This is a genomic window from Micromonospora sp. NPDC051924, from assembly GCF_055586005.1.
The window spans coordinates 227566-250764 of record NZ_JBVJJA010000002.1 but is presented as its reverse complement, the minus strand read 5'-3'; the positions used below and the strand labels follow the sequence as shown (position 1 = coordinate 250764).

The 23199-nt window shown below is 73.8% G+C and carries 20 protein-coding genes and 2 pseudogenes; 11 read left to right on the top strand and 11 right to left on the bottom strand.

The genetic code is table 11. From position 1 onward, the window contains the following. Positions 1 to 66 precede the first annotated feature (66 nt). Together ACZ6S5_RS02550 and ACZ6S5_RS02545 are read right to left on the bottom strand one after the other, a co-directional pair. Complete coding sequence (locus ACZ6S5_RS02550; RefSeq protein WP_465996947.1) at positions 67 to 999, bottom strand: CU044_5270 family protein; 933 nt, start codon at positions 997 to 999, stop codon at positions 67 to 69. Beyond that, positions 996 to 1637: an RNA polymerase sigma factor gene (locus tag ACZ6S5_RS02545; RefSeq protein WP_465996945.1), complete on the bottom strand. Its 642-nt coding sequence runs from the start codon at positions 1635 to 1637 to the stop codon at positions 996 to 998. The genes ACZ6S5_RS02550 and ACZ6S5_RS02545 overlap by 4 nt, the downstream gene beginning before the upstream one ends. A 178-nt stretch (positions 1638 to 1815) precedes the next feature. Here ACZ6S5_RS02545 and ACZ6S5_RS02540 point away from each other — a divergent pair, with 178 nt between their 5' ends. Continuing rightward, the gene (locus ACZ6S5_RS02540) at positions 1816 to 2208 is read left to right on the top strand and encodes a YciI family protein (protein WP_465996988.1); all 393 of its coding nucleotides are present in this window, start codon (positions 1816 to 1818) and stop codon (positions 2206 to 2208) included. Positions 2209 to 2211: 3 nt separating this feature from the next. After that, a complete protein-coding gene (locus ACZ6S5_RS02535) occupies positions 2212 to 3468 on the top strand; it encodes an RNA polymerase sigma factor (RefSeq protein WP_465996986.1) in 1257 nt (418 codons plus the stop codon). An 80-nt stretch (positions 3469 to 3548) separates the two neighbouring features. Here the strand turns inward: ACZ6S5_RS02535 and ACZ6S5_RS02530 are convergent, their stop codons facing one another. Continuing rightward, positions 3549 to 4955, bottom strand: a complete 1407-nt coding sequence (locus ACZ6S5_RS02530; protein WP_465996943.1) for a cellulase family glycosylhydrolase — start codon at positions 4953 to 4955, stop codon at positions 3549 to 3551. A gap of 379 nt (positions 4956 to 5334) precedes the next feature. On the opposite strand from ACZ6S5_RS02530, the gene ACZ6S5_RS02525 reads away from it, so the two are divergent. Beyond that, a complete protein-coding gene (locus ACZ6S5_RS02525; protein WP_465996941.1) occupies positions 5335 to 6297 on the top strand; it encodes a TIGR03557 family F420-dependent LLM class oxidoreductase in 963 nt (320 codons plus the stop codon). 283 nt (positions 6298 to 6580) lie between these two features. Next, the gene (locus ACZ6S5_RS02520) at positions 6581 to 7168 is read left to right on the top strand and encodes an alpha/beta fold hydrolase (RefSeq protein ID WP_465996939.1); all 588 of its coding nucleotides are present in this window, start codon (positions 6581 to 6583) and stop codon (positions 7166 to 7168) included. A gap of 378 nt (positions 7169 to 7546) precedes the next feature. Here ACZ6S5_RS02520 and ACZ6S5_RS02515 read toward each other — a convergent pair whose 3' ends face one another. The 7 genes and pseudogenes from ACZ6S5_RS02515 to ACZ6S5_RS02485 all read right to left on the bottom strand — a co-directional run bounded on the left by ACZ6S5_RS02515 (position 7547) and on the right by ACZ6S5_RS02485 (position 12857). Beyond that, complete coding sequence (locus ACZ6S5_RS02515) at positions 7547 to 8350, bottom strand: endonuclease/exonuclease/phosphatase family protein (RefSeq protein ID WP_465996937.1); 804 nt, start codon at positions 8348 to 8350, stop codon at positions 7547 to 7549. A 9-nt stretch (positions 8351 to 8359) separates the two neighbouring features. Beyond that, complete coding sequence (locus ACZ6S5_RS02510) at positions 8360 to 9850, bottom strand: phosphatase PAP2 family protein (RefSeq protein ID WP_465996936.1); 1491 nt, start codon at positions 9848 to 9850, stop codon at positions 8360 to 8362. A gap of 76 nt (positions 9851 to 9926) precedes the next feature. Continuing rightward, positions 9927 to 10928 carry a YihY/virulence factor BrkB family protein gene (locus tag ACZ6S5_RS02505; RefSeq protein ID WP_465996934.1) on the bottom strand — a complete coding sequence of 334 codons (1002 nt, stop codon included), beginning with the start codon at positions 10926 to 10928 and terminating at the stop codon, positions 9927 to 9929. Beyond that, positions 10921 to 11922 (bottom strand): diacylglycerol/lipid kinase family protein, encoded by a 1002-nt coding sequence (locus ACZ6S5_RS02500; protein ID WP_465996932.1) that lies wholly within the window; start codon positions 11920 to 11922, stop codon positions 10921 to 10923. The genes ACZ6S5_RS02505 and ACZ6S5_RS02500 overlap by 8 nt, the downstream gene beginning before the upstream one ends. A 144-nt stretch (positions 11923 to 12066) precedes the next feature. After that, a pseudogene (locus ACZ6S5_RS02495) lies at positions 12067 to 12243 on the bottom strand (Clp protease N-terminal domain-containing protein); the annotation flags it as partial. A gap of 186 nt (positions 12244 to 12429) precedes the next feature. Next, positions 12430 to 12621: pseudogene (locus tag ACZ6S5_RS02490) on the bottom strand (Clp protease N-terminal domain-containing protein); the annotation flags it as partial. Then, positions 12621 to 12857, bottom strand: a complete 237-nt coding sequence (locus ACZ6S5_RS02485; protein WP_089010418.1) for an HTH domain-containing protein — start codon at positions 12855 to 12857, stop codon at positions 12621 to 12623. The gene ACZ6S5_RS02485 and the pseudogene ACZ6S5_RS02490, both read right to left, overlap by 1 nt. A 102-nt stretch (positions 12858 to 12959) precedes the next feature. On the opposite strand from ACZ6S5_RS02485, the gene ACZ6S5_RS02480 reads away from it, so the two are divergent. The 6 genes from ACZ6S5_RS02480 to ACZ6S5_RS02455 all read left to right on the top strand — a co-directional run bounded on the left by ACZ6S5_RS02480 (position 12960) and on the right by ACZ6S5_RS02455 (position 19515). Further along, positions 12960 to 13760, top strand: coding sequence for a PP2C family protein-serine/threonine phosphatase (locus ACZ6S5_RS02480; protein ID WP_465996930.1), 801 nt, complete (start codon positions 12960 to 12962; stop codon positions 13758 to 13760). Between the two features lie 81 nt (positions 13761 to 13841). Continuing rightward, positions 13842 to 14405: a TetR/AcrR family transcriptional regulator gene (locus tag ACZ6S5_RS02475; RefSeq protein WP_465996928.1), complete on the top strand. Its 564-nt coding sequence runs from the start codon at positions 13842 to 13844 to the stop codon at positions 14403 to 14405. Beyond that, positions 14402 to 15226, top strand: coding sequence for an oxidoreductase (locus ACZ6S5_RS02470; RefSeq protein WP_465996926.1), 825 nt, complete (start codon positions 14402 to 14404; stop codon positions 15224 to 15226). Before ACZ6S5_RS02475 ends, ACZ6S5_RS02470 begins: the two co-directional genes overlap by 4 nt. Before the next feature lie 68 nt (positions 15227 to 15294). Beyond that, the gene (locus ACZ6S5_RS02465) at positions 15295 to 16122 is read left to right on the top strand and encodes a universal stress protein (protein ID WP_465996924.1); all 828 of its coding nucleotides are present in this window, start codon (positions 15295 to 15297) and stop codon (positions 16120 to 16122) included. Between the two features lie 127 nt (positions 16123 to 16249). Further along, positions 16250 to 18652, top strand: a complete 2403-nt coding sequence (locus ACZ6S5_RS02460) for a phosphoketolase family protein (protein WP_465996922.1) — start codon at positions 16250 to 16252, stop codon at positions 18650 to 18652. Continuing rightward, positions 18649 to 19515 carry a universal stress protein gene (locus ACZ6S5_RS02455; protein WP_465996920.1) on the top strand — a complete coding sequence of 289 codons (867 nt, stop codon included), beginning with the start codon at positions 18649 to 18651 and terminating at the stop codon, positions 19513 to 19515. The genes ACZ6S5_RS02460 and ACZ6S5_RS02455 overlap by 4 nt, the downstream gene beginning before the upstream one ends. Before the next feature lie 85 nt (positions 19516 to 19600). On the opposite strand, the gene ACZ6S5_RS02450 is transcribed toward ACZ6S5_RS02455, so the two are convergent. Continuing rightward, positions 19601 to 21949: a heavy metal translocating P-type ATPase gene (locus tag ACZ6S5_RS02450; RefSeq protein WP_465996918.1), complete on the bottom strand. Its 2349-nt coding sequence runs from the start codon at positions 21947 to 21949 to the stop codon at positions 19601 to 19603. A 192-nt stretch (positions 21950 to 22141) separates the two neighbouring features. Here ACZ6S5_RS02450 and ACZ6S5_RS02445 point away from each other — a divergent pair, with 192 nt between their 5' ends. Then, positions 22142 to 23152: an Acg family FMN-binding oxidoreductase gene (locus ACZ6S5_RS02445; RefSeq protein WP_465996916.1), complete on the top strand. Its 1011-nt coding sequence runs from the start codon at positions 22142 to 22144 to the stop codon at positions 23150 to 23152. The last annotated feature ends 47 nt before the right edge of the window (positions 23153 to 23199 follow it).

The window sequence follows — 23199 nt, the reverse complement described above, 5'->3', positions numbered from 1 at the left end:
GTTTGTGGTCCCCGGGGCGACCACAAACGCACCCGAAGCCGAGCGCCGGACCGGCCGGCGGCTCGGTCAGGCGGGCTTCTGGTCAGTCCACTGCGCGGTGAGGGTGAACATGCGGTCCCCGGGAGCGGAGACCCGGGCGCCGTCCGCCGTGACGAAGAAGTTCGTCTTCCGGATCCGGGCGGTGGCCGGGTCGACGACCAGCCGAGCCGGCGACTCCGCACCCAGGCGGATCAGCAGGCCCTGGCCGCCCTCGGTCGCTCCGGTGCTCGTCACCCCGGGGTACGCCGCGATGGCCTGGAAGGCGGCGGCGCGGACCCTGGGCGGGGCGGGCAGCTGGGCGACCAGGGAGAACAGGCCGTCGAAGAGCATCTGCTCGCGCATGGCGGCGTCCGGCTTCCCAGCGCTCGTCCGGACGTCGCTGTTTCGCACCGAATCGGCGATCCACTCCTTCAGCGCGGCCGGCTCGGTCGGGAGCTTCTGGAGCTGGTCGAAGGTCACCTCCGGACCGCCCAGCCGGAACAGCATGGGCAGGGGAAGCTCGGTCACCTTGCCGCTGGTCTTGGCTCCGCGTACCCAGGTCCGGCTGTCGCGCCGAGTCCAGCTCTCCGACCGCCAGTCGGTGGACTCGGTCCGGAGGTACCAGTAGGAGCCGGACGCGGCGGGCGTCCGTTCCGCGGTCGTGGCGGCGGCGAGCAGGATCCGCTGGCCCGCGGGATCGGCCTGGGCCGTCGCGGAGCGGCCGCCCGCATCCCCGGGACCGCCGGCGCCGATCGCCAGCACGGCGGCGGTCGCCGCGGCGGCCGCGGTCAGCGCCGAGGCCAGGATCAGCCGCCGTGACACGCGCCGCGGCGCCTGCTCGGCCGGAGACTGGGCGGGGTGGATCTGGGTCATCACGAACTCCTGGATCAACCGGTGGCGGTCGCTCGGCAGGTCCCGCTCCGCCGGCTCCGGCAGCAGGCCGGCCAGGTCGGCACGTACGTCTCTCGGGTCGGCGGTCATCGGGCGTTCTCCTGAGCGAACCGGACCGCGATCGTGCGGTCGACTGGTACCTGTCCACGGCCGCCGGCCGGTTCCCGGCCTTCCCCGGCCGGCCGGAGTTTCCCGGCGGCGACGAGCATGTGCAGCTTGGTCCGCGCCCGGGACAGCCGCGAGCGCACCGTGCCGACCGGTACGCCGAGCGCGGCCGCCGCCTCGGCGTAGTCCAGCCCGGACCAGACGCACAGCGCCAGCACCTCGCGCTCCGGCTGACGCAGCGCGGCCAGGGCGGTACGCACCCGGGCGAGTTGCTCACGGTCCCCGAGGCGGGCAGCCACCTCCTCGGCGAAGTCCGGCACCACCTCGGGCCGGGGCAGCCGCGCCAGCGCCCCGGCGTGCCGTCGACCCGCCCGGCGCACGTTGCGGGCGACGTTGGTGGCGATGCCGAGCAGCCATGGACGCAGCGATCCGGCGTCGGTGTCGGCGTCGACCCGTTCCCGCAGCCGCCAGGCCTCCAGGAAGGTCAGCGACACCACGTCCTCCGCCACCGACCAGTCCCCGATCAGCCGGAAGCCGTGGTTGTACACCGTCCGGGCATGGTCGTCGAACAGGTCCCGGAACGCGTCGGGATCCCCGGCCCGGATCCGGGCCCGCGCAGTCATGTCCACATGCGGTACCTGTCCACTCGGTGGGGCGGGTTCCCGGCGCTTCGGGTGGGCATCAACGAGATTTTCTGAGATTCTTCCCCGGCGGATGTCGAGAGCCGGGGCGGCAGCTTCTACCGGAGGGTGGAAGCATCGAGAATCGGTGCTCGGACGTGAGGAGCCAACCGTGAAGTACATGCTGCTGATGCAGTTCAGCGCCGCCGGGGCCGACTTCCCGTCGATCGACACCTGGACGCCGGAGGAGATCCAGGCGCACATCGGTTTCATGCGGGAGGTCAACGCGAAGCTCGCCACCGACGGGGAGTGGGTCCAGGCGGAGGGCCTGGGCGGCCCGCAGCAGGCGCGGATCGTCCGGGCCGGGGAGAACGGCGCCCCGGTGGTCACCGAGGGCCCGTTCGCCGAGACCAAGGAGTTCCTTGCCGGCTGGTGGATCGTGGACTGCGAGACGCCGGAGCGGGCGGTCGAGATCGCCGCGCACATCTCCACCGCGCCCGGGCCGGGCGGGCGACCGCTGAACATGCCGATCGAGGTGCACCCGGTCATGTCGGCCCCACCGCAGGAGCTGTGACCGCTGGGCGTTCCGGACCACACCGTCGAGGACCTGCTGCGCGAGCTGGCGCCGCAGGTCCTCGGCGTGCTCGCCCGCCGGTTCGGTGACTTCGCCACCGCCGAGGACGCGGTGCAGGAGGCGCTGCTGGCCGCGGCCACCCAGTGGCCGACGCAGGGGCTGCCGGACAATCCGCGCGGTTGGCTCGTGCAGGTCGCGTACCGCCGGATGATCGAGCTGGTCCGGGCCGAGGCGGCCCGTCGCGACCGGGAGGACCGCGCCGCCCGGCGGGAGGGCGACGACCGGCGGACCGCGCCGGCCGCGGACGAGCCGCTGGCCGCGGACCGGGACGACACCCTGGTCCTGCTCTTCCTCTGCTGTCACCCGACGCTCTCCACGGGGTCGGCGATCACGCTGACCCTGCGCGCGGTGGGTGGCCTCAGCACGGCCGAGATCGCCCGCGCCTTCCTCGTTCCCGAGGCCACCATGGCGCAGCGGATCAGCCGGGCCAAGCAGCGCATCAAGAGCTCCGGGCTGCCGTTCCGGATGCCCGACGAGACGGAGCGGCAGGCCCGGCTGGGCACCGTGCTGCACGTGCTCTACCTGATCTTCACCGAGGGGCACACCGCCAGCCTCGGCGCCGACCTGCGCCGGGTGGACCTGGCCGAGGAGGCGATCCGGCTGGCCCGGGCGATGCACACGGTGCTGCCCGACGACAGCGAGGTCGCCGGCCTGCTCGCCCTGATGCTGCTCACCGAGGCGCGGGCCGCCGCCCGGACCGGCCCGTCGCGCGAGCTGATCCCCCTGGCCGACCAGGACCGCAGCCGGTGGGACGCGGCCGCGATCGCCGAGGGGACCGCCCTGGTCACCCGGGCGATGGCCCGCGGACCGGTCGGGCCCTACCAGCTCCAGGCGGCCATCGCCGCGCTGCACGACGAGGCGCCGAGCGCCGAGCGGACCGACTGGCCGCAGATCCTCGCGCTCTACCAGGTGCTGGAACGGATCTCCGGCAATCCGGTGGTCTCGCTCAACCGGGCGGTGGCCACCGCGATGGTGCGCGGCCCGGCCGCCGGGCTGGACGCCCTGGCCGGACTGGACGCCGACGCGCGGATGGTCGGGCACCACCGGCTCGACGCGGCCCGGGCGCACCTGCACGAGATGGCAGGCGACCGGGCCGTCGCGGCGGCGCACTACCGGGCCGCCGCCGCGCGGACCACCAGTCGGCCCGAGCAGGAATACCTGCTGATGCGGGCGGCCCGGCTGGCCACCACCGACCGCTGATCCACCAGGACGGCGAGGACCGGGCGCGCCAGGGGGTGGCCGGGTCCGCGCGGACCCGGCCACCGGTGGTACGACGGCGGTCAGCTCGCGGTGCAGGTCACCGTGGGCACCGCGTTGCTGCCGTTCCAGCTGGCGAGGAAGCCGAACGTGGTGCTGGCCCCGGCGCCGAGCCGGCCGTTGTAGTCCACATTCCGGGCGGTGTACGTCGAACCGCTGCTGCTGACCGTTGCGTTCCACGACTGGGTGATCGCCTGGCCGTTGCCGAACGTCCACCTCGTCGACCAGCCGTTGATCGCGGCTGCGCCGGCGGTCACCTTCACCTCGCCCTGGAAGCCGCCCTGCCAGGAGTTGACGATCGTGTAGCTCGCGGTGCAGCCCCCGGGCGGCGGGGTCGTCGGGCTCGGGCTGCTGGTCGGGCTCGGGCTGGTGGTGGGGCTGGTGGTGGGGCTGGTGGTCGGGCTCGGGCTGGTGGTGGGGCTGGTGGTCGGGCTCGGCGAGGTGCCGGCGTAGACGGACGCCTCCCTGGCGGTGGCCTTGATCCCGTTGGCGCCGTTGAAGATCCGCTGGCCCCAGCTGGTCAGCTGGTTCGGGTCGAAGTTGGTGGCCATGTCCAGGTACTCGACGCCGCCGCCGTTGCCGCTCCACGACCAGCCGAGGTAGCCGATCCCGTTGGCCTGGCTGTAGGCCATGATGGTGTCCTCGTCGGGGTTGCCGTCGGAGTGGTTGAAGCCGAACTCACCGACCACGATGGGCAGTCCGGCGGTGCGGAACCGGCCCAGGTATTCGGTGATCTCCGCGGCGGTGTCGAAGACGCCGTACATGTGGATGGAGAAGACGGTGTTCTTCTGCGGGTCGGCGTTGAAGACCGTGGCGGCGTTGTCCCGCATGGTGAAGGACCAGTCCTGACCCCAGTTCGGGCCGTCCACCATGATCGTGTGGGTGAGGCCGCCCGCGCGCAGCCGCTTGATCGCGTTGGCGGTGTCGGTGGCCCAGGTGCCGTAGCCCTGGTTGCCGTACGGCTCGTTGCCGATGTTGACGATGGCGTACTTCTCCTGGCCCTGCAGGGCGCTGGCGATGCTGAGCCAGTAGTCGACCGCGCGGTCCAGGGTGATCGCGCCGCTCTGCTCGCCATAGCCGGTGGTGTCGTGCACCTCCAGGACGCAGACCAGCTTGTTGGCCTTGCAGAGCGAGATGACGTTGGCGACGTCGGCGGTGTCGTTCCTGGCCCAGCGGTCGCCGCTGGCCAGCACCACCCGGACCGTGTTCGCGCCGAGCTTCTTGATGTTGGCGAACGAGCTGGTCTGCTGCGGGTACCAGGTATGCGCGTGGTTGACCCCACGCATGACGAACTCGGTGCCGTTGGCGTCGTAGAGCCGCCCGTTCGAGACGGAGAACCCGGTGGCGGCGTGCGCCGGCTGCCCGAAGGCGAAGACGGCGGCGAGAACCGTCAGCAGGGCGGCGCCCGCGACGGAGAGCAACTTCTTCATGGCTGTCCTCAGGGAGGAGGTCTCCCCCTGCCCAGGTGGGGGTGCGGTGGTGGTGACGAAGGCGGCTGAGCCCGACAGCCGCCGCCCGGCTCCCGGCGGACGCAGGCATCAGCGTAGGACGATGGAACGCGGAAGGCAACCGGTTAAGTTCGTCGATGCGCGGAGCAGTGTCCTGTGGCGGCCCGTGTCGCCACGGACCGCCACAGGGGCGGTCATCCCCACCACAGGATGTGGCGCCACCCCGGCCTGAACCGGTTAAGCCGGACTGTAGGCATCGTCCCCTCCGGCGTCAAGACGCGCGGCGGCCGGAAGCGGACACCAGGGTTGGCTCCCGCGGGTCGGGGTATCCGGTGACGATCCGCCCGGAGGGAGAAGCGCCATGGTCAACGTCGGCTACACCCTGATGTGCGAGCAGGCCGGCCCCAAGCAACTGGTCGACTACGCCGTCCGCGCCGAGGCCGCCGGCTTCGACCATCTGGTCATGTCCGACCACTACAACCCCTGGTTGGACACCCAGGGTCACTCCCCGTACGCCTGGTCGGTGCTCGGGGCGGTCGCGCACGCCACCACCCGGGCCGAGCTGCTCTCCTTCGTGACCTGCCCGATCCGGCGCTACCACCCGGCCGTGGTGGCGCAGAAGGCCAGCACGGTCGGGGTGCTCTCGGACGGCCGGTTCACCCTCGGCCTGGGCGCCGGGGAGAACCTCAACGAACACGTGATCGGCGGCTGGCCGCACGTGCAGCAGCGGCACGAGATGTTCGAGGAGGCGCTGCAGGTCATCCGGCCCCTGCTCAACGGCGAGACGCTGACCTTCTCCGGCAACCACTTCGACGTCCCCGACGCGTACGTCTGGGACCGGCCGGAGCGCCCGGTGCCGATGGCCGTCGCCGCCTCGGGCCGGCAGTCGGCCACCCTCGCCGCCGAGTACGGCGACGCGCTCATCGCCACCGACCCGCTGCCGCACCTGGTCGAGATGTACGAGGAGGCCGGCGGCGCGGGCCGCCCCCGCTACGGTCAGGTGGCCATCTGCTACGGCCCGGACGAGGCGGAGTGCCGCAAGATCGCCCACGACCAGTTCCGCTGGTTCGGCCTGGGCTGGAAGGTCAACGCGGACCTGCCCGACCCGGACGCCTTCGCGGCGGCCACCCAGTTCGTCGGGGAGGACGACGTGGCGCAGGGCATCTCCTGCGGGCCGGACGTGGACAAGCACGTCGAGGCGTTCAAGAAGTTCGTCGACGCCGGGTTCACCCACGTGGCGCTCGTGCAGATCGGCGGCGACAGCCAGCCGATGTTCCTGGACTGGGCGCAGGAGCAACTGCTGCCCCGGCTCCGCGAGCTGTGACGCTCCCCGCGACGCGACCGGTGGCCCCCGACCGCGGTCGCCGGCCGTCGCCACCGGGGCGCTTCGGGCTGGCGGACCTCCGCCTCGCCCTGGCCGCGCCCCGGCCGGCGGCCGGCCTGACCAGCGAGTTCCGGCTCGTCGCCGGGTTGCGCACGCACACCCGCCGCACGGCCGACCCGGGTGGGGGCGCGCCGGCCGTGGTGCTGGTGCACGGGCTCGCCGTCTCGCACCGCTACCTCAGAGCCCGCTGGCCATCGCCCTCTCCCCCACCCATCCGGTGTACGTGCCGGACCTGCCCGGCTTCGGGCTGACCGAGCGCCCCGGCACGGCGTACGACGTGCCCGGGCACGCCGCGCACCTGGCGGCCTGGCTGGACGCGTACCGGCTGCACCGGGTCTGCCTGGTCGGGCACTCGCTCGGCGCGGCGGTGGCCGCCGCCCTCGCCGCCCGCCACCCCGACCTGGTCCGTGCCCTGGTGCTGGCCGGCCCGACCACCGACCCGGCCGCCCGCTCCCGACGGAGACAGCTCGGGCGGTTGTTGGTGGACGCCCTGCGGGAGGCCAAGCTCCGGGCACCGATCCTGCTCCGCGACGTATGGGACGCCCGGCCCCGGCGGGTCCTCTCCACCCTGTCCCACTCGGTGCACAACGCGATCGAGGCGGACCTGGTCCGGGTCACCGCCCCGACGCTGGTGCTGGGCGGCGCCCGGGACACCCTCGTCCCGGCACGCTGGCGGGCGGAGGCGGCCCGGCTCGTACCCGACGGCCGGTCGGTCACCGTGCCCGCCGCCGCGCACAACGTCGCCACCACCGCGCCCGCGCAGGTCGCCGACGCGATCCGTACCCTGCTCGCGCCCGCCCTGCGAAGGTGAATTCATGCGCATCGGGAAGACCGAGATCCGGCCCGCCGGGGGCGGCCCCGGCTGCCTGCTGATGATTCTCTTCTCGATTCTGGCCTCGGTGGTGCTGACGGTCCTGCTGAACCTGATCCTCTGACAGCCCGCGGCTCAGGCGACCGCCGGCAGCCCGGCCGGCAGATCACGCGCCGGGCCTGCTGGCCGCTGCGGCTGACCGGCATCGGATCGGCCGGCCCCCGTAGTCAGCGGCGACAACACCCCGGTGATCGACTCCGGTGGCGCCTCGCCCCAAGATCCGCACAGTTTCAGGGAAAGAGTGGCCTCACGAGCAGGCAAGGCCACTCTTTCTCTGAAAATGGCCCTTCGTTGCCGCGAGGCGGGGGGCGGGGCGGGTCAGGCCGGGTCCAGTGCCAGGTCGGTGAGGACCGGGTAGTGGTCGGAGGCGACGTCGGCGTCGTCGCCGCGGACCACCTGGACGGTGCGGGTCAGGGCCGCGAGGTCCGGGGTGGCGAGCAGGTAGTCGAGCCGCATCGCGGCGAACTCCGCCCCGCCGTGCCGGGTCGGCACGGTCAACCCGTCCGGTTCGGTCCCGCCGAGGTACGGCCAGAGGTCGACCAGGCCGGCGCCGAGCAGCCGGGCCACCGCGCGGGTGTCGACGGTGCGGCCGTCGCGGCGCAGGTGCCGGCGGCGGTAGAGCTCGCCGAGGCCGGCCAGCCGGGCGGTGTGGTCGACCGCCGGTTCGAGGGTGTTCAGGTCCCCGGCGAGCAGGGCCAGCGGGCCCCCGGTACGCCGGACCGTCACCGCCAGCCAGTCGGCCTCCATCCGCCGCCGGCCACCGGAGTACGGGTCGAGATGGGTGCTGAGCACGGTCAGCGGGCCGTCCGAGGTGGACACCTCGACCCGGGCCGCGGCGTGGTGGAAGGGGCGGCGTATCCGGCCGGACCGGAGCACCCGAAGCGGCGCGCGGACCAGCACCGCCACCGGCTGCCCGAAGCAGGACCGGGCCAGGTGGGGCACCATCCCCACCCGGCCCGCCAGCTCCGTCAGCCGTCCGCCCCGGTCCAGGCCGCGCAGCTCCTGCAGGGCCAGCACGTCGGGACGCTGCCCGGCGACGACCGCGACGATCCGGTCCCACCGGTCGGTCCCGTCGCGGTCCCGCCCGCCGGTACGGATGTTCCAGGTCATCACCCGCAGCATCGCGCCCGGTCAGCCCTCCCGGCCGGCCTTGGCCAGCTCGTCGTCCAGCTCCTTCACCTCTTCGGACTCGATCGCCGGTTGGTTGCCCTTGTACACGTCGGCGTTCGGTCGGACCACCCAGTAGAGCAGCGGGATCCACAGCCCGGCGAGCAGGATCGCCCCCATGAAGTCGGTCGGGTGGTGCATGCCCCGGTACATCCGGGAGACGGCCACCCCGATCGGCATGATCACGGCCATCGCCACGAAGAGCCACCGCCACCAGCGGTCGGTACGGACGAACACGATGATCGCCATGGCGCTCCACAGGCAGATGGTGGCCGCGATGTGTCCCGACGGGAACGACGAGGTCGGCATGTGGCCGTCCAGGTTCTGCACCGGCGGGCGGGGCCGCTCGACCACCCGGGCGCTGGCCAGGAAGAGGCTGAGCTCGCCGAACATCGCCAGCACCACGAAGAGCACCGGGCGCCAGCGCTTCCAGATCGCCAGCACCAGCGGGCAGAAGACCAGCGAGACCAGCAGGATCGCGTGGGTGTCACCGAACTTGCTCCACCACCAGCTCAGCTCGGTGAGCTGGTCGGTACGCCGGGCGGCGAACCACTGCGGGACCGCGGTGTCCATGGTGTCGAGGAAGGTGCCCTTGGCGTGGTAGCTGACGTACATGCCGAAGCCGTAGAGGGCGCCGAACACGATCACCCAGCCGACCAGCAGCTCGGCGACCGACGAGCGGGGGTGGTCCAGCAGGTGCTCCTCGGCCGGCGCGGGCTTGATCTCCTCCCCCGCCTCCGGCTCCAGGCCCTCGCTGATCGGCGGCACGGGCCGGCCCCGCTCCCGCCGCCAGAGCCGGAAGGCGTACGCGCTGACGCCGAGCCAGAGGGCGCCGAGCAGCCAGCCGCCGAACACGTCGGAGACGAAGTGCACGCCCAGCGCGATCCGGGTCAGTCCGATCAGGAAGACCAGCACGGCGACGATCGCGATCGCCGGCTTGCGCCAGCGCGGCCGCATGGCCGGCAGGAAGACCAGCAGCAGCGCCCCGTACGCGACGAACGAGCCGAGCGCGTGTCCGCTCGGGAAGCTGTTTCCGGGGGCGTGGGTGATCGGCACGTCGACCACCGGGCGGAGCCGGCCGACCAGCGCCTTCAGCGACGGATCGAGGATCAGCCCGCCGACCCCGGTGATGATCAGGTACGCGGCCAGCCGGGACTGGCGACGGATCAGCAGGCTGATCACGGCGATGGAGACCAGCCAGATCAGCACCGGGCGGCCACCCAGGTCGGTGATCGCGGTGAGCACCGTGACCACGGGGTGGTGCGGGGCCACGAGCTTGTTGAACCACTCGGCCGCCTCGTGGTCGGCGTGGTAGAGCGGCCCCCAGTGGAACCGCACGAGCATCAGCAGCACGCCGAACGCGACTCCCGCGCCGGCGACGGCGAGCAGGCCCACGACGCTCCGCTCGGCGAAATGGCCGAGCGGCCGCCGGGCCGCCTCCTTGACCGCGGTCACCTCAGCACCTCCCTTTTCAGCTGCGAGGCGCGCTGTACCCGATTCCCGCCCCCGCTACACGCGGCCCGACCGATCGTCAGAGGGCGGTCATCTCGCCGGTGTCGAGAGCCTCCTCGCGCTCGGCCTCCGGCTCCCAGAGGTCGGGCTGGGCGGGCTCCTCCACGCCGATCCGCATCCCCTCCAGCTGGGCGGCGAAGGCCAGGCCACCGAAGAGCGCCATCCCGGTCAGATTGGCCCAGATCAGCAGGGCCATCATCCCGGTCAGCGCGCCGTAGGTCTGCCCGAAGCCGCCGCTGTACTTGACGTACGCGGCGAGCAGCAGGCTGGCCAGCCACCAGAGCGCCGTGGCGATCCCGGCGCCGAAGAAGAGCCAGGAGAGGCCGGGCTGCTTGCGCCGGGGCGCGTGCCGGAACAGCGCCGCCACGGCCAGCACGGTCAGGCCGAGGCTGAGCGGCCAGCGGATGACGTCCCAGGCGGCGTTGGCGAAGGTGCCCCACTCGTAGTGCCGCTGCACCGAGTCGCCCATCGCCCGACCGCCGACCAGGATGAGGAACCCGGTCAGCGCGGGCACGCCGGCGACCAGCGCGAGGACGGCGGCGCGGAGGTACTTGGCCAGGGCGGGCCGGTCCCGTTCGACGCCGTAGATCCGGTTGGCGCCCCGCTCGATCTGGGCCATCACGGTGGTGAGCGCCACCAGCCCGGTGAGCAGACCGAGGGTCAGCGCCAGCTCACCGGCCCGCTCGGTGTGGTCGGTGTCGGCGAGCAGCTCGTGCACCACGGATTCGCTCTGCCCGGGGGTGAGCGCCAGCACGGTGTCGGCGACCACCTTGCCGCCCTCGTCCGCCCCGAGATCGGTGATCAGCCCGGTGAGCGCGATCAGGAACGGCACCACGGCCAGGCAGAGCTGCAGGGCGAGCGCCCGGGAGTGGCTGAAGCCGTCGCCGTAGCGGAACCGGATGAAGGCGTCCCGGAGCAGGCACCAGCCGCCGTGCCGGCGCAGCGTGTGCCAGGCGTCGTCGGCGGAGAGTTCCTCCTTCGCCATCAGCCGGGTCTCGGGGACCAGCTTGGTGCTACTCACGGCGGCCCTCCTCGACCAACCGCTCACCGCGCTCGGCCGCCGCGTCGGCGTCCACCGACAGGTCGGGGTCCCGCTCGGGTCGCGGCACGCAGAGCCAGAGCGACTCGGGCCGGATCTGGGCCTTCAGCGACCGGCCCGGCTCGATCAGGTCGCCGTCGAGCTGCCGGGGCTGGCTCCGGTTGCTGGTGATCTCGACCTTGCGGGCCCGGAGCACCTCCATCCGGGGCACGCTGCCGCGGCGGCGGACCAGCGCCCAGCCCATCGCCAGCCAGTGCCCGAGCGTCCGCGGCGTGAGCACCGCCACGTCGAACCAGCCGTCGTCCGGCTCGGCGTCGGTGAGCAGGCGTACGCCGCCCTGGAGTCGGCCGACGTTGGCGACCAGGACCGAGCGGGCCCGGCGGCGCAGCGGCGGCCCGCCGTCGATCCGGATGGACACCCGCATCGGCCGGTCCCGCAGGTGCCGGGCGGCCCCCACGATGTACGCCGGCCAGCCGATCCGCTTCTTGGTGGTCTCGGAGGTGGAGTCGAGCATCTGGGCGTCGAAGCCCATGCCGGCCATCACCGCGAAGCAACTGTCGCCGACGACGCCGACGTCGAGCCGGCGCATGCCCCGCTCGATGGCGACCTCCAGCCCGGCGGCGAGGTCGTTGGAGAGGCCGAGGTTGGCGGCGAGCAGGTTGCCGGTGCCCTGCGGCAGCACGGCGAGCGCGACGTCGGTGCCGGCGAGGGCGGTGACGCAGGCCATCACGGTCCCGTCGCCGCCGCAGGCGAAGACCACCTCGGCGCCGGCCTTGACGGCGCCCTCGGTCTGCCCTCGGCCTGGGTCCTCGACCGTGGTCTCGTACCAGGTCGGCTCGGGCCAGCCGGCGGCGGCGAGGGCGCCGTTCACCGTCTCGCGGAAGTCGTCGAGATCGGTCACCTTGGCCGGGTTGACCACCACCGCGGAGCGGGGCGCGGGGTTGTCAGCGGTCACCGGGCGCTTGTCCTCGTCCACGGCGCAAGTGTGCAGCAGATCCGGCGGGTCAGCGAGCCGACGGGGACAGACGTTGCAAGGACCGCAAACAGGTTTGAGCGCGGCCCGGACCGGAAAGCACGACCGGTCCGCGAGGAGTCAGGCCGCCGTGCGCAGCGCAGCCTCCACCCGGCGGCGCAGGTCGTCGAGGTCGGCGCCGGCCTCGGTGAGCACCAGCGCGGCCAGGCCGTTCCCCTCCCGTAGCAGACCGAGCAGGATGTGCTCGGTGCCGATGTGGTGGTGCCGCAGCCGGAGCGCCTCGCGCAGGGACAGCTCCAGCACCTTCTTCGCCCGCGGCGAGAAGCGGCCGTCGTCGGGCCGGCGCCGGCCGCCCCACCAGCGGCGCGGGGCGGGTGGCGCCTCGCGCAGCGCGTCCGGGCCGAACGACTCCTCGATCCGCGCGACGATCGCGGCGAGGTCGATGCCGATCTCGCGCAGCGCGGCGGCGTCCGCCTCGCCGAGACCGTCGACGCCGCCGGCGGTGTGCCGGGCCACCGCGGCGCGCAGTTCCTCGGCCCGGATGCCGCCGGCCGAGAGCACCCGGACGGCCAGGTTGTCGCCGTCGGCGAGCACCCCGAGCAGCAGGTGCTCGGTGCCGACCGGGCGCCGGCCCTCGGCGCGGGCCTCGTCGACCGCGTGCCGGACCACGGCCCGGGCCCGGTCGGTGAACCGTTCGAACATCACGCCTCCCAGCTTCCTCGGACCGCCGGTCGCCCGGCGTGCTTCTTGTGGACCGCCTGCCGGCTGACCTCGAGCGCGTCGGCGATCTCCTGCCAGGACCAGCCCTGCCGTCGGGCGTTGTCCACCTGGACCACCTCGAGTCGCTCGAGCAGCCGGCGCAGGGCGAGCACGGCCCGGAGCCCGACCTTCGGGTCGGTGCTGCCGGCGGCCGCCGCGAGTTCCGTCGCCTGACTCATACTGTCAACATAGGTTGACAGCACGGGTCCTGTCAACCCTGGTTGACAAAACACGAACTCCGTGGCCCCCGGGCGCGCCCCGGCCGGTGCTACGGTCCGCTGGTGTTCCGCCGTCACCCCCCGGACCGACCCGTCGAGGCCACCCGCCGGCTGACCGTCGGGCGGCTCACCCTGGAGGTCGCCGGCGGCAGCGTGGTGGGGCACCGCTACCCGGAGAACTTCGACGTGCTGCACCTCGACCCGGAACTGCCGCTCGTGGCGCTCGCCGACGGGATGGGCGACGGCGAGGGCAGCCGGATCGCCGGCGCCACCGCGGTGAGCACCTTCGTCGCCCAGGTCCGCGGCGGCTGGCCCGCCGTCGACCCCGCCGGGCTGCGCGCCGCGACGGCCGAGACCCAACTCCGGGTACGTCGAGCCGGGGCGGCCGTCGCCGGGCTCACCGGCTGCACCCTGACGGCGCTGGTCGCCGAGCCCGAGAGCGGCCAGGGGTGGCTGGTCCAGCTCGGCGACTCACGGGCGTACCGGCTGCGGGACGGGCTGCTGGAGCTGATCACCGTCGACCACACCATGGCCTGGCTGGGAGTGGTGCACGGCTGGTGGCCGGCGGACTCCCCGGAGGCGGCCCGGGCGCGCTACCAGCTGCTGCGCTACGTGGGTCACCCGGACGAGCCGGAACCGGACCTGCTCGCCGTGCCGCTGCGCACCGGCGACACCTGGCTGCTCTGCACCGACGGGGTGAGCGACCAGCTCGGCTACCACCGGCTGCGGGACCTGCTGGCCGGCCGCCGGGACCCGGCGCGCACCGCCGAGGCCCTGCTCGCCGCCACGCTCGACGAGGGTGGCGACGACAACGCCACTGCGGTGATCGTCCGCGTGCACCCAGCGGTTCCGGCTCCCCGCTGACCGCGCGCTCCCCTACCTCGCCACGAGAGGGTGAGCGGCACCACCTGTGACGAGCTGACAATCTGTGCAATCATTGTCAGCATGTCGACCGACCGATTGGAAGCGATCCTCACCGCCGCGTACGAGTGCTTCACCCGGCACGGCGTGCGGCGGACGACGATGGACGACATCGCCGCGGCGGCCGAGATGTCCCGCCCCGCCGTCTACCAGTACGTCCGCAACAAGGACGACGCGTACCGGCGGCTGGCCGAGCGGCTCTTCGCCGACTCCCTCGCCGCCGCCGGACGGGGCGCCGCCGGCACCGGCCCGCTGGCGCAGCGGCTGCACGACGTGCTCGCCGCCAAGCTCGAACTCACCCTGCGGCTGCACCGGGAGAGCCGGCACGCCGCCGAGCTGCTCGACGCCAGCACGAAGCTCACCGGCGACCTCGTCGAGGCGTACACCCGGGAGCTGACCGACCTGGTGGCCGGCACGCTGGCCGACGCCGCGGGGCCGCGCGCCCGCGCGGTCGCCGATGTGCTGGTCGCGCTCACCCGCGGCCTGGAGGCCGACCTCACCGACCCCGACCTGCCCCGGCGGCGGCTGCGCGACGGCGTCGCGCTGATCGTCGCGGGCCTGCCACCGCACCCGGGAGACCACGCATGACCACCGTCCTGATCACCGGCACCTCCTCCGGCATCGGCCGGGCCACCGTCCGGCGGCTCGCCCGTCGCCCCGAGCTCACCGTCTACGCCACCGCCCGCAGGGTGGAGGCGATCGCCGACCTGGCCGACACCGGCGCCCGGCTGCTCCCCCTCGACGTCACCGACGAGGCGTCCATGCGCGCCGCCGTGGCCGCCGTCGAGACCGAGCACGGCCAGGTCGACGTGCTGGTCAACAACGCGGGCTACGGCGAGTACGGCCCGATCGAGGAGGCCCCGCTGGACCGGGTCCGCACCCAGTTCGAGACCAACGTCTTCGGGCTCAGCCGGCTCACCCAGCTGGTGCTGCCCGGCATGCGCCGGGCCGGGCGGGGCCGGATCGTCAACGTCAGCTCGATGGGCGGCCGGCTGGTCTTCCCCGGCGGTGGCTACTACCACGCCAGCAAGTACGCGGTGGAGGCGATCTCCGACGCGCTGCGCCAGGAGGTCCGCTCGTTCGGGGTGGACGTGTCGATCGTCGAGCCGGGGCTGATCCGGACCGGCTTCGGCGCGGTCGCCGCCTCCTCCCTCGGCGCCGGGGCCGCCCCCGACGGGCCGTACCGGAAGATGGTGACCACGGTCGACGCCGTGATGGCGCGGTCGTACCGGAACCGGCTGCTCGCCGCGACGCCGGAGACGGTGGCCCGGGTGATCGAACGGGCGGTGACCGCCCGCCGGCCACGCACCCGCTACCTGGTCACCGCCGCCGCCTGGGCGATGGTGCACAGCCGCCGGCTGCTCGGCGCCCGGTTCCTCGACGCGGTGAACCGGCTCCAGTTCCGCTGACCCGACCCGAGTCCCGCCACCGGCTGACTACCGTGGGTGAGGTGAACGCGGTCGGGAGGTGAGGCGGGATGGCCGCACCCACCCACGGCGCGGTGGTGGTCGGCGTCGGCCGGTCGGACGAGGACCTCCAGGTGGTCCGGACCGCCGTCGGCGAGGCCGCCGCCCACGGCCGTCCGCTGCACCTGCTGCACGCCTTCAACTGGGCGGCGGCCCTGGAGGCGCCCACCGTCGGCGCGCCGCGCGACGCCGCCGAGGAACTGCTGGAGCGGGCCGGGCAGGCGGCCTCCGCCGCCGAACCGGCCGTGCCGGTCAGCGGCGAGATCGTCGAAGGCTCCCCGGTCGAGGCGCTGGTCCGGGCCTCCGACTCGGCGTTCCTGGTGGCGCTCGGGGACGGCGGGATGTCCGACTGCCCGACCTGCGTGCCGGCCGACGCGCCCGCCGTGCAGCTCGCCGCCCGGGCCGGCTGCCCGGTGCTGATCGGCCGGGTCACGCCCCCACCGCAGGGGCCGCTGCTGGTCGGGTTCGACGGGTCGGAGAGCGGCCGGGCCGCGCTCGGCTACGCCTTCGACTGCGCCGAACGGCGGGCCACCCGGCTGCTCGCCATCCATGTCGTCGAGCACCAGCACCCCGAGGAAGACCACCTGCTGGACGAGGCGGTGGCCCGGTACGCACCACGGCACCCGACGGTGGCCGCCGAGTGCCACACCGTCCGCGGCGACCCGGCCACCGTCCTGGTCGAACAGTCCCGCTCGGCACAGCTGGCCCTGGTCGGGGCGCGCGGCGACGAGCCGTTGCGGGGCATGCTCGGCGAGGTCAGCCAGACCCTGCTCTACCACTCGCCCGCCCCGGTGATCGTCGTCCGTGGACTCGACCCGGATCGCGAGGAGGGGTCGTGACGCCCGCGGGTCCCGGGACCAACGGCCCTGATCGATTTCGGCCTGACCGACGAGGCTGGACCTGCCCGGGCGGAAAACCCGCCGCCCGGGTGGCAGAAGACCACGAGCCGCGAGAGGCTAATGCAGCATGGACACCGCTCTCGACCTGCACAGCCCACTGACCGAAGACGAGCTGCGCCGGCTTGACGCCTACTGGCGAGCGGCCAACTACCTCACCGTCGGGCAGATCTACCTGCTCGACAACCCGCTGCTCCGCGAGCCGCTCAAGCCCGAGCACGTCAAGCCGCGCCTGCTGGGACACTGGGGCACCAGCCCCGGCCTCAACCTCATCTACGCGCACCTCAACCGGGTCATCGTCGACCGGGACCTGTCCGCCATCTACGTCACCGGCCCGGGCCACGGCGGCCCCGCCCTGGTGGCCAACACCTGGCTGGAGGGCACCTACAGCGAGCTCTACCACCACGTCCCTCGGGACGAGACCGGCATGCAGCGGCTGTTCCGCCAGTTCTCCTTCCCCGGCGGCATTCCCAGCCACGTGGCGCCGGAGGTGCCGGGTTCGATCCACGAGGGCGGCGAGCTCGGGTACGCGCTGAGCCACGCGTACGGGGCCGCGTTCGACAACCCGGACCTGCTGGTGGCCTGCGTGATCGGCGACGGCGAGGCGGAGACCGGCCCGCTCGCGGGCAGCTGGCTGTCCAACGTCTTCCTCAACCCGGCCCGGGACGGGGCGGTGCTGCCCATCCTGCACCTCAACGGCTACAAGATCGCCAACCCGGCGGTGCTGGACCGGATCCCCAGCGAGGACCTGCTCGAGCTGATGCGCGGCTACGGCTACCAGCCGTACGTGGTCGAGGGCGACGACCCGGCGCGGGTGCACCAACTGCTGGCCGCGACCCTCGACCGGGCGGTCAAGGAGATCGCCGAGATCCAGCGCCTGGCCCGCTCCGGCGGCCAGGTCGAGCGCCCCCGCTGGCCCATGCTCATCCTGCGTACGCCGAAGGGCTGGACCGGGCCGAAGGACGTCGACGGCAAGCCGGTCGAGGGCACCTTCCGCGCCCACCAGGTGCCCATCGCCGAGGTACGCGACAACCCGGCGCACCTGGCCGAGCTGGAGCGTTGGCTGCGCAGCTACCGGCCGGAGGAACTCTTCGACGCCACCGGTGCCCCGGTCGCCGACCTTGCCTCCCTGCCGCCCCGGGGCGACCGGCGGATGAGCGCCAACCCGGTGGCCAACGGCGGCCGGCTGCTGCGCGACCTGGAGCTGCCCGACTTCCGCGACTACGCGGTGGACGTCAAGCAGCCGGGCGAGCCGATGGCCGGCGCGGCCGGCGCGCTCGGCCCCTGGGTGCGAGACGTGATCGCCCGCAACCCGCAGACCTTCCGCCTCTTCGGGCCGGACGAGGTCGCCTCCAACCGGCTCGGCGCCGCCTTCGAGGTCACCGACCGGGCCTTCGTCGGCCGCCAGGTCCCCGGCGACGACCACCTCTCCCCCGACGGTCGGGTGATGGAGGTGCTCTCGGAACACCTGTGCCAGGGCTGGCTGGAGGGCTACCTGCTGACCGGCCGACACGGCATCTTCACCAGCTACGAGGCGTTCATCCACATCGTCGACTCGATGGTCAACCAGCACGCCAAGTGGTTGAAGGTGACCCGGCGCATCCCCTGGCGGGAGCCGGTGGCGTCGCTGAACTACCTGCTCTCCAGCCACGTCTGGCGGCAGGACCACAACGGCTTCTCGCACCAGGACCCGGGCTTCATCGACCACGTGGTCAACAAGAAGGCCGAGGTGGTCCGGGTCTACCTGCCGCCGGACGGCAACACCCTGCTCTCCACCATGGACCACTGCCTGCGCAGCCGGCACTACATCAACGTGGTGGTGGCCGGGAAGCAGCCGGCGCCGAACTGGCTGACCATGGACGAAGCGGTCCAGCACGCCCGCCGCGGCCTGGGCATCTGGGACTGGGCCAGCTCCGACGAGGGCAGCGAGCCGGACGTGGTGCTCGCCTGCGCCGGCGACGTGCCGACGTTGGAGACCCTGGCCGCGGCCGACCTGCTCCGCAAGCACCTGCCGGAGCTGCGGGTGCGGGTGGTCAACGTGGTCGACCTGATGCGCCTGCAGCCGCCGTCGGAGCACCCGCACGGCCTGCCGGACAACGAGTTCGACACCATCTTCACCCGCGACAAGCCGGTCATCTTCGCCTACCACGGCTACCCGTGGCTGATCCACCGGCTCACCTACCGGCGGACCAACCACGACAACCTGCACGTGCGCGGCTACAAGGAGGAGGGCACCACCACCACGCCGTTCGACATGGTGATGCTGAACGACCTGGACCGCTTCCACCTGGTCATCGACGTCATCGACCGGGTGCCGGGGCTCGCCGCCCGCGCCGCCCACCTACGTCAGGAGATGGTCGACGCCCGTCAGGCCTGCCGCGACTACACCCGCCGGTACGGCGAGGACGATCCCCGGGTCGCCGAGTGGCGGTGGATCCGGGAGACCGAGCAGGGCCTGCGGAGCGGGCAATGAGCTCCGACGAGATCCTGGTCGGCTACGACGGCTCCACCGACGCGTCGGTCGCCCTCGACTGGGCCATGGACGAGGCGGGCCGCTCGGGCCGGCCGGTCCGGCTGGCGTACGTCTTCGAGTGGCTGACCGTGGCCGGCTGGGTCGGTCCCGGCGTGGCGCCCGGCATCTGGCCGGACGAGACCGCACGCCGGCAGGTGGAGGACCTGGTCCGCAAGGCGGCGGCGGAGGCCGCCGCCGAGCGGCCCGGCCTCACCGTGCAGGGGGAGGTCTTCGACGGCCCGCCCGCCCTGGTGCTCCAGGAGCGCTCCACCGAGGCCGGCATGCTGGTGCTCGGCAGCCGGGGGCACGGCGGGTTCGGCGGCCTGCTCGCCGGCTCCACCGCCGTCTCCGTCACCGCCCACGCGCACTGCCCGGTGGTGGTGGTCCGGGACGGCCAGGCCGCCACCTCCGGTCCGGTGGTGGTCGGCGTGGACGGCTCCGAGACCTCGCTGCGGGCGCTCGGCTTCGCCGTCGAGCGGGCCGCGCAGCGGGACGTGCCGCTGCGGGTGCTGCGGATCTGGGAGCCGGCCGGCGAGCGGTGGGTGCCGCCGGACTTCGACCCGGAGCAGGTCACCGCCACCGAACGGGCGGCCGCCGAGGCAGACCTCGCCCAGTGGCGGGAGACCTTCCCCGACGTGCCGGTCGAGATCCAGGTGACTCCGGGCAACCCGGCCGCGCTGCTGGTCGAGACGAGCCGGGAGGCCCAGCTCGTGGTGGTCGGCACCCGGGGCCGGGGCGGGTTGCGGGGCATGCTGCTCGGCTCGGTCAGCCAGCAGCTCATCCACCACGCGCACTGCCCGGTCGCGGTGGTCCGGGAACGCTGATCCCGCGGGCCGGTCGGCGCCCGCCCGGGTAGCCGGCCGGCCCGCACCACCGAGCGCCGACCGCGCAACACGCCGAGCTGACGAGTCACCGGCCGGCCGCGGCCTGCCCCTCCTCCGGGTTGAGCGAGAAGTAGTCCTCCTCCTCCTGCGCCAGGTGCAGGCGCAACACGGCGTCCAGGCCGTACAGGGCGGCGAGCAGGTCCGGGACCTCGTCGCGGCGCAGCCGACCGTCCGGATGCTGGGCCAGGTGGCCGCCGATCCGGTCCACCAGGCGGCTGATCTCCACGTGCGCCCGGCTCATCGTCGAGGTCGCCTCGTCACTGCCGAGCGGGCCGGCCAGCGCCGGGTAGAGCTGTCTCTCCTCGGCCGCCTCGTGCGGCAGCACGTCGTCGACCAGCCGCCGGTGCACCTCCCGCAGGGCCGGTACGCACTCCACCGCCTCCGGGTCCGTCGCCACCAGGTCGGCGGTGTCCCGCAGCCGGTCCAGCACGTCGCGCACCCCGCCGTGCTCGCCCGCGTACCGGTCGAGGAGGGCGCGGGTCTCCGGCGGGACGTCCCGGCGGCGCAGCCCGCCCCCGAGGGCCCGCAGCGCGTTGAGGATCACCAGCACGTCGATGCCCTCCTGGAGGAAGGCGCCGGCCACCGGGGGCAGCCCACCGGCCGCCGCCACCACCATCGCCACCACGGCGAGTCCCATCCCGACGGTGGCGCTCTGCACCGCGATGCGGCGGGCGTACCGGGCGATCTCGACGGCGTCGGCGAGCCGGTCCAGCCGGTCCACGGTGAGCACCGCGTCGGCCACGTCGGCGGAGGCGGTCGCCCCGGTCGCCCCCATCGCCACCCCGACGTGCGCCTCGGCCAGCGCCGGGGCGTCGTTGACCCCGTCGCCGACCATCACGGTGACCGCGTGGCCCGACTCCTCCTTCACCCGGTCGACCTTCTCCCGGGGCGAGCACTGCGCCCAGACGTCGTCCACACCGACCGCCTGCGCCACCTGCCGGGCGGTCCGCGGCCGGTCCCCGGTGACCATCACCAGGCGGGTCAGCCCGGCCTCGCGCAGCCGCCGTACGGTGCGCCGGGCGTCGGGGCGTACCGGGTCCTCGAGCAGGATCGCGCCGAGCGGGGCCCGGTCGTCGCTGACCCAGACGGTGGAGCGGCCGGCCAGCTCCGCGCGCTCGCGGGCCCGGTGGGCCCACTCGGGCGGCTCGCCGGGCAGCTGGCCGACCCGGACCAGGCGGCCGTCCACCCGGCCGGTCACCCCGCGCCCCGGCTCCTCCGTGACGTCGGTCGGGTCGGCCAGCGGCAGCCCCTGCTCGCGAGCCTGTCGGACCAGCGCGGCGGCCAGCACGTGCGGGGAGAGCTGCTCGACGGAGGCGGCCAGCCGCAGCACCTCGTCCCGGTCGCCGCCGGGCGCGATCACCGTCTCGGCGGCGCGCGGTCGGCCGGCGGTCAGCGTGCCGGTCTTGTCCATCAGCAGGGTGCGGGCCCGGCCCAGCAGCTCCAGCGAACCACCGTCGCGGACCAGCACGCCGCGCCGGGCCACCCGGGACAGGCCGGAGACGATGGCGATCGGGGTCGCCAGCAGCAGCGGGCAGGGGGTGGCCACCACCAGCACCGCCACCGCCCGGATGAACTGGCCGGTGAGCAGCCAGGCCGCACCGGCCAGCAGCAGGGTGAACGGCACGAAGGCGGCCGCGTACCGGTCGGCCAGCCGGACCATCGGGGCCTTGCGCGCGGTGGCCTCCTCGGCCAGCCGGACGATCCCGGCGTACGTGCTCTCCGCCGCGTTCTTGCGGGCCCGCAGCCCGAAGCCCGCGCCGGCGTTCACCACGCCGCTGGCCACCTGCTCTCCCGCGGCCCGGGTGACGAGCTGCGACTCGCCGGTGACCACCGACTCGTCCAGCGTCGCGGCCTCCTCGACGGTGCCGTCCACCGGCACGACGTCGCCGGGACCGACCACCAGCCGGTCCCCCACGGCGACCCGGTCCAGCGGCACCACCTCGATCCTCCCGTCCGGGGTCCGACGCCGGGCCTGCCGGGGCGCGCGTTCCAGCAGCGCCCGCAGGTCCCGGGTGGCCCGGCGCTGGGCGTAGTTCTCCAGCGCCTGCCCGGTGGCCACCATCACCGCGATCACCGCGCCGGCCAGGTACTCCCGGACCAGCAGCGCGCCGACCAGGGCCAGCACGGCGATCACGTCCACCCCGAACTGGCGGCGCCAGAGCTGCTTGAGGGTGGTCCAGACCGCCGGCCCCAGGGCGACCAGGGTCACCGCCGCCCACACCAGCTGGGCCACCCCGCGCAGCCCGGCGAACCACAACCCGGCGCCGACCAGCACGGCCAGGGTGAGCAGGGTCAGCGGTGCCCACTCCCGCCAGTCCACCCGGTGCCGTCGCACGGGGTGCTCCGGCAGGCACTCGCGCGGTTCCGCTTCCACGTGCGGATCGTCTCAGCGGCCGGGTGGGGCAGGTAGGGCAAACCCGGGTAATCCGAGGGGTCGAAGGGCCCGGACTCGCGGGACGGACGGGGCGTGCGGGCCGTCCGGCGATGCCCGAGGATGGAGCGGCAACCCCGCCCGGTCGGGCTCCGGCGTGGGGCACGATGGGGAGAAACAGGAAAGGTCGTGACGATGAGCCACGAGACGCCGGCTACGGACCGTCCGCTGACCACCGCCCTGGCGGAGGCAGCCGGGATGGCCGGCCACGCCCCCTCCGTGCACAACACCCAGCCGTGGCACTGGACGGTGCTGCCCGAGGGGCTGGAGCTGCGGGTGGTCCGGGAGCGTCACCTCAGCGCCATGGACCCGGAGGGACGGCTGCTGATCGTCAGCTGCGGCGCCGCGCTGCACCACGCGCGGGTGGCGCTGGCCGCCGAGGGCTGGACGCCGGTGGTGGAGCGGCTGCCCGACCCGGACCAGCCGGACCTGCTGGCCCGCCTCACCGGGCTCAAGCACACCGGCGCGAACCCGGACGCGATGCACATGGTGCAGTGCATGCAGGTCCGCCACACCGACCGCCGGCCGGTCAGCGACGAGCCGATCTCCTGCGCCGCTCTCGGCGAGATCGACCGGGCGGCCACCGGCGAGGGCGTCAACCTCCAGGTGCTGGACGCCACCCAGAAGATCCAACTGGCCAGCGCGGCCCAGCAGGCGGCCGCGGTCGAGGCCGACGAGCCGCAACTGCAGGAAGAGCTCGCCTACTGGACCAGCCGGGCCGGCACCGGCACCGGGCTGCCGCCGGAGGTGCTGCCGCAGGAGGCCCCGCAGACCACCGTCCCGGCGCGGGACTTCGGCCGGCACGGCACCCTGCCGGTGGGTCCCGGGCACGACCGGACCGCCGTCTACGGCATCCTCTGGGGCACCGAGGACGAGCCGGACAGCTGGCTGCGGGCCGGCGAGGCGCTCTCCGCCGCCTGGCTCACCGCCACCCGCCTCGGGGTGTCCCTGGTCCCGCTCAGCGGGGTGGTGGAGGTCGAGGCCACCCGGAACGCGCTCCGGCACATGCTCTCCGACCTCGGCTACCCGTACATCTCAATGCGGCTGGGCCTCGCGGACCCGACGCACGCCGGGCCCCCGCACACCCCCCGGCTGGACACCGCCCAGATCGTCGACACCTCGGCGGTGCGCGACTACCTCGCGTAACGGGACTCGTCCGGTCCGGCCACCGGGCGATAACATCGCCCGGTGGC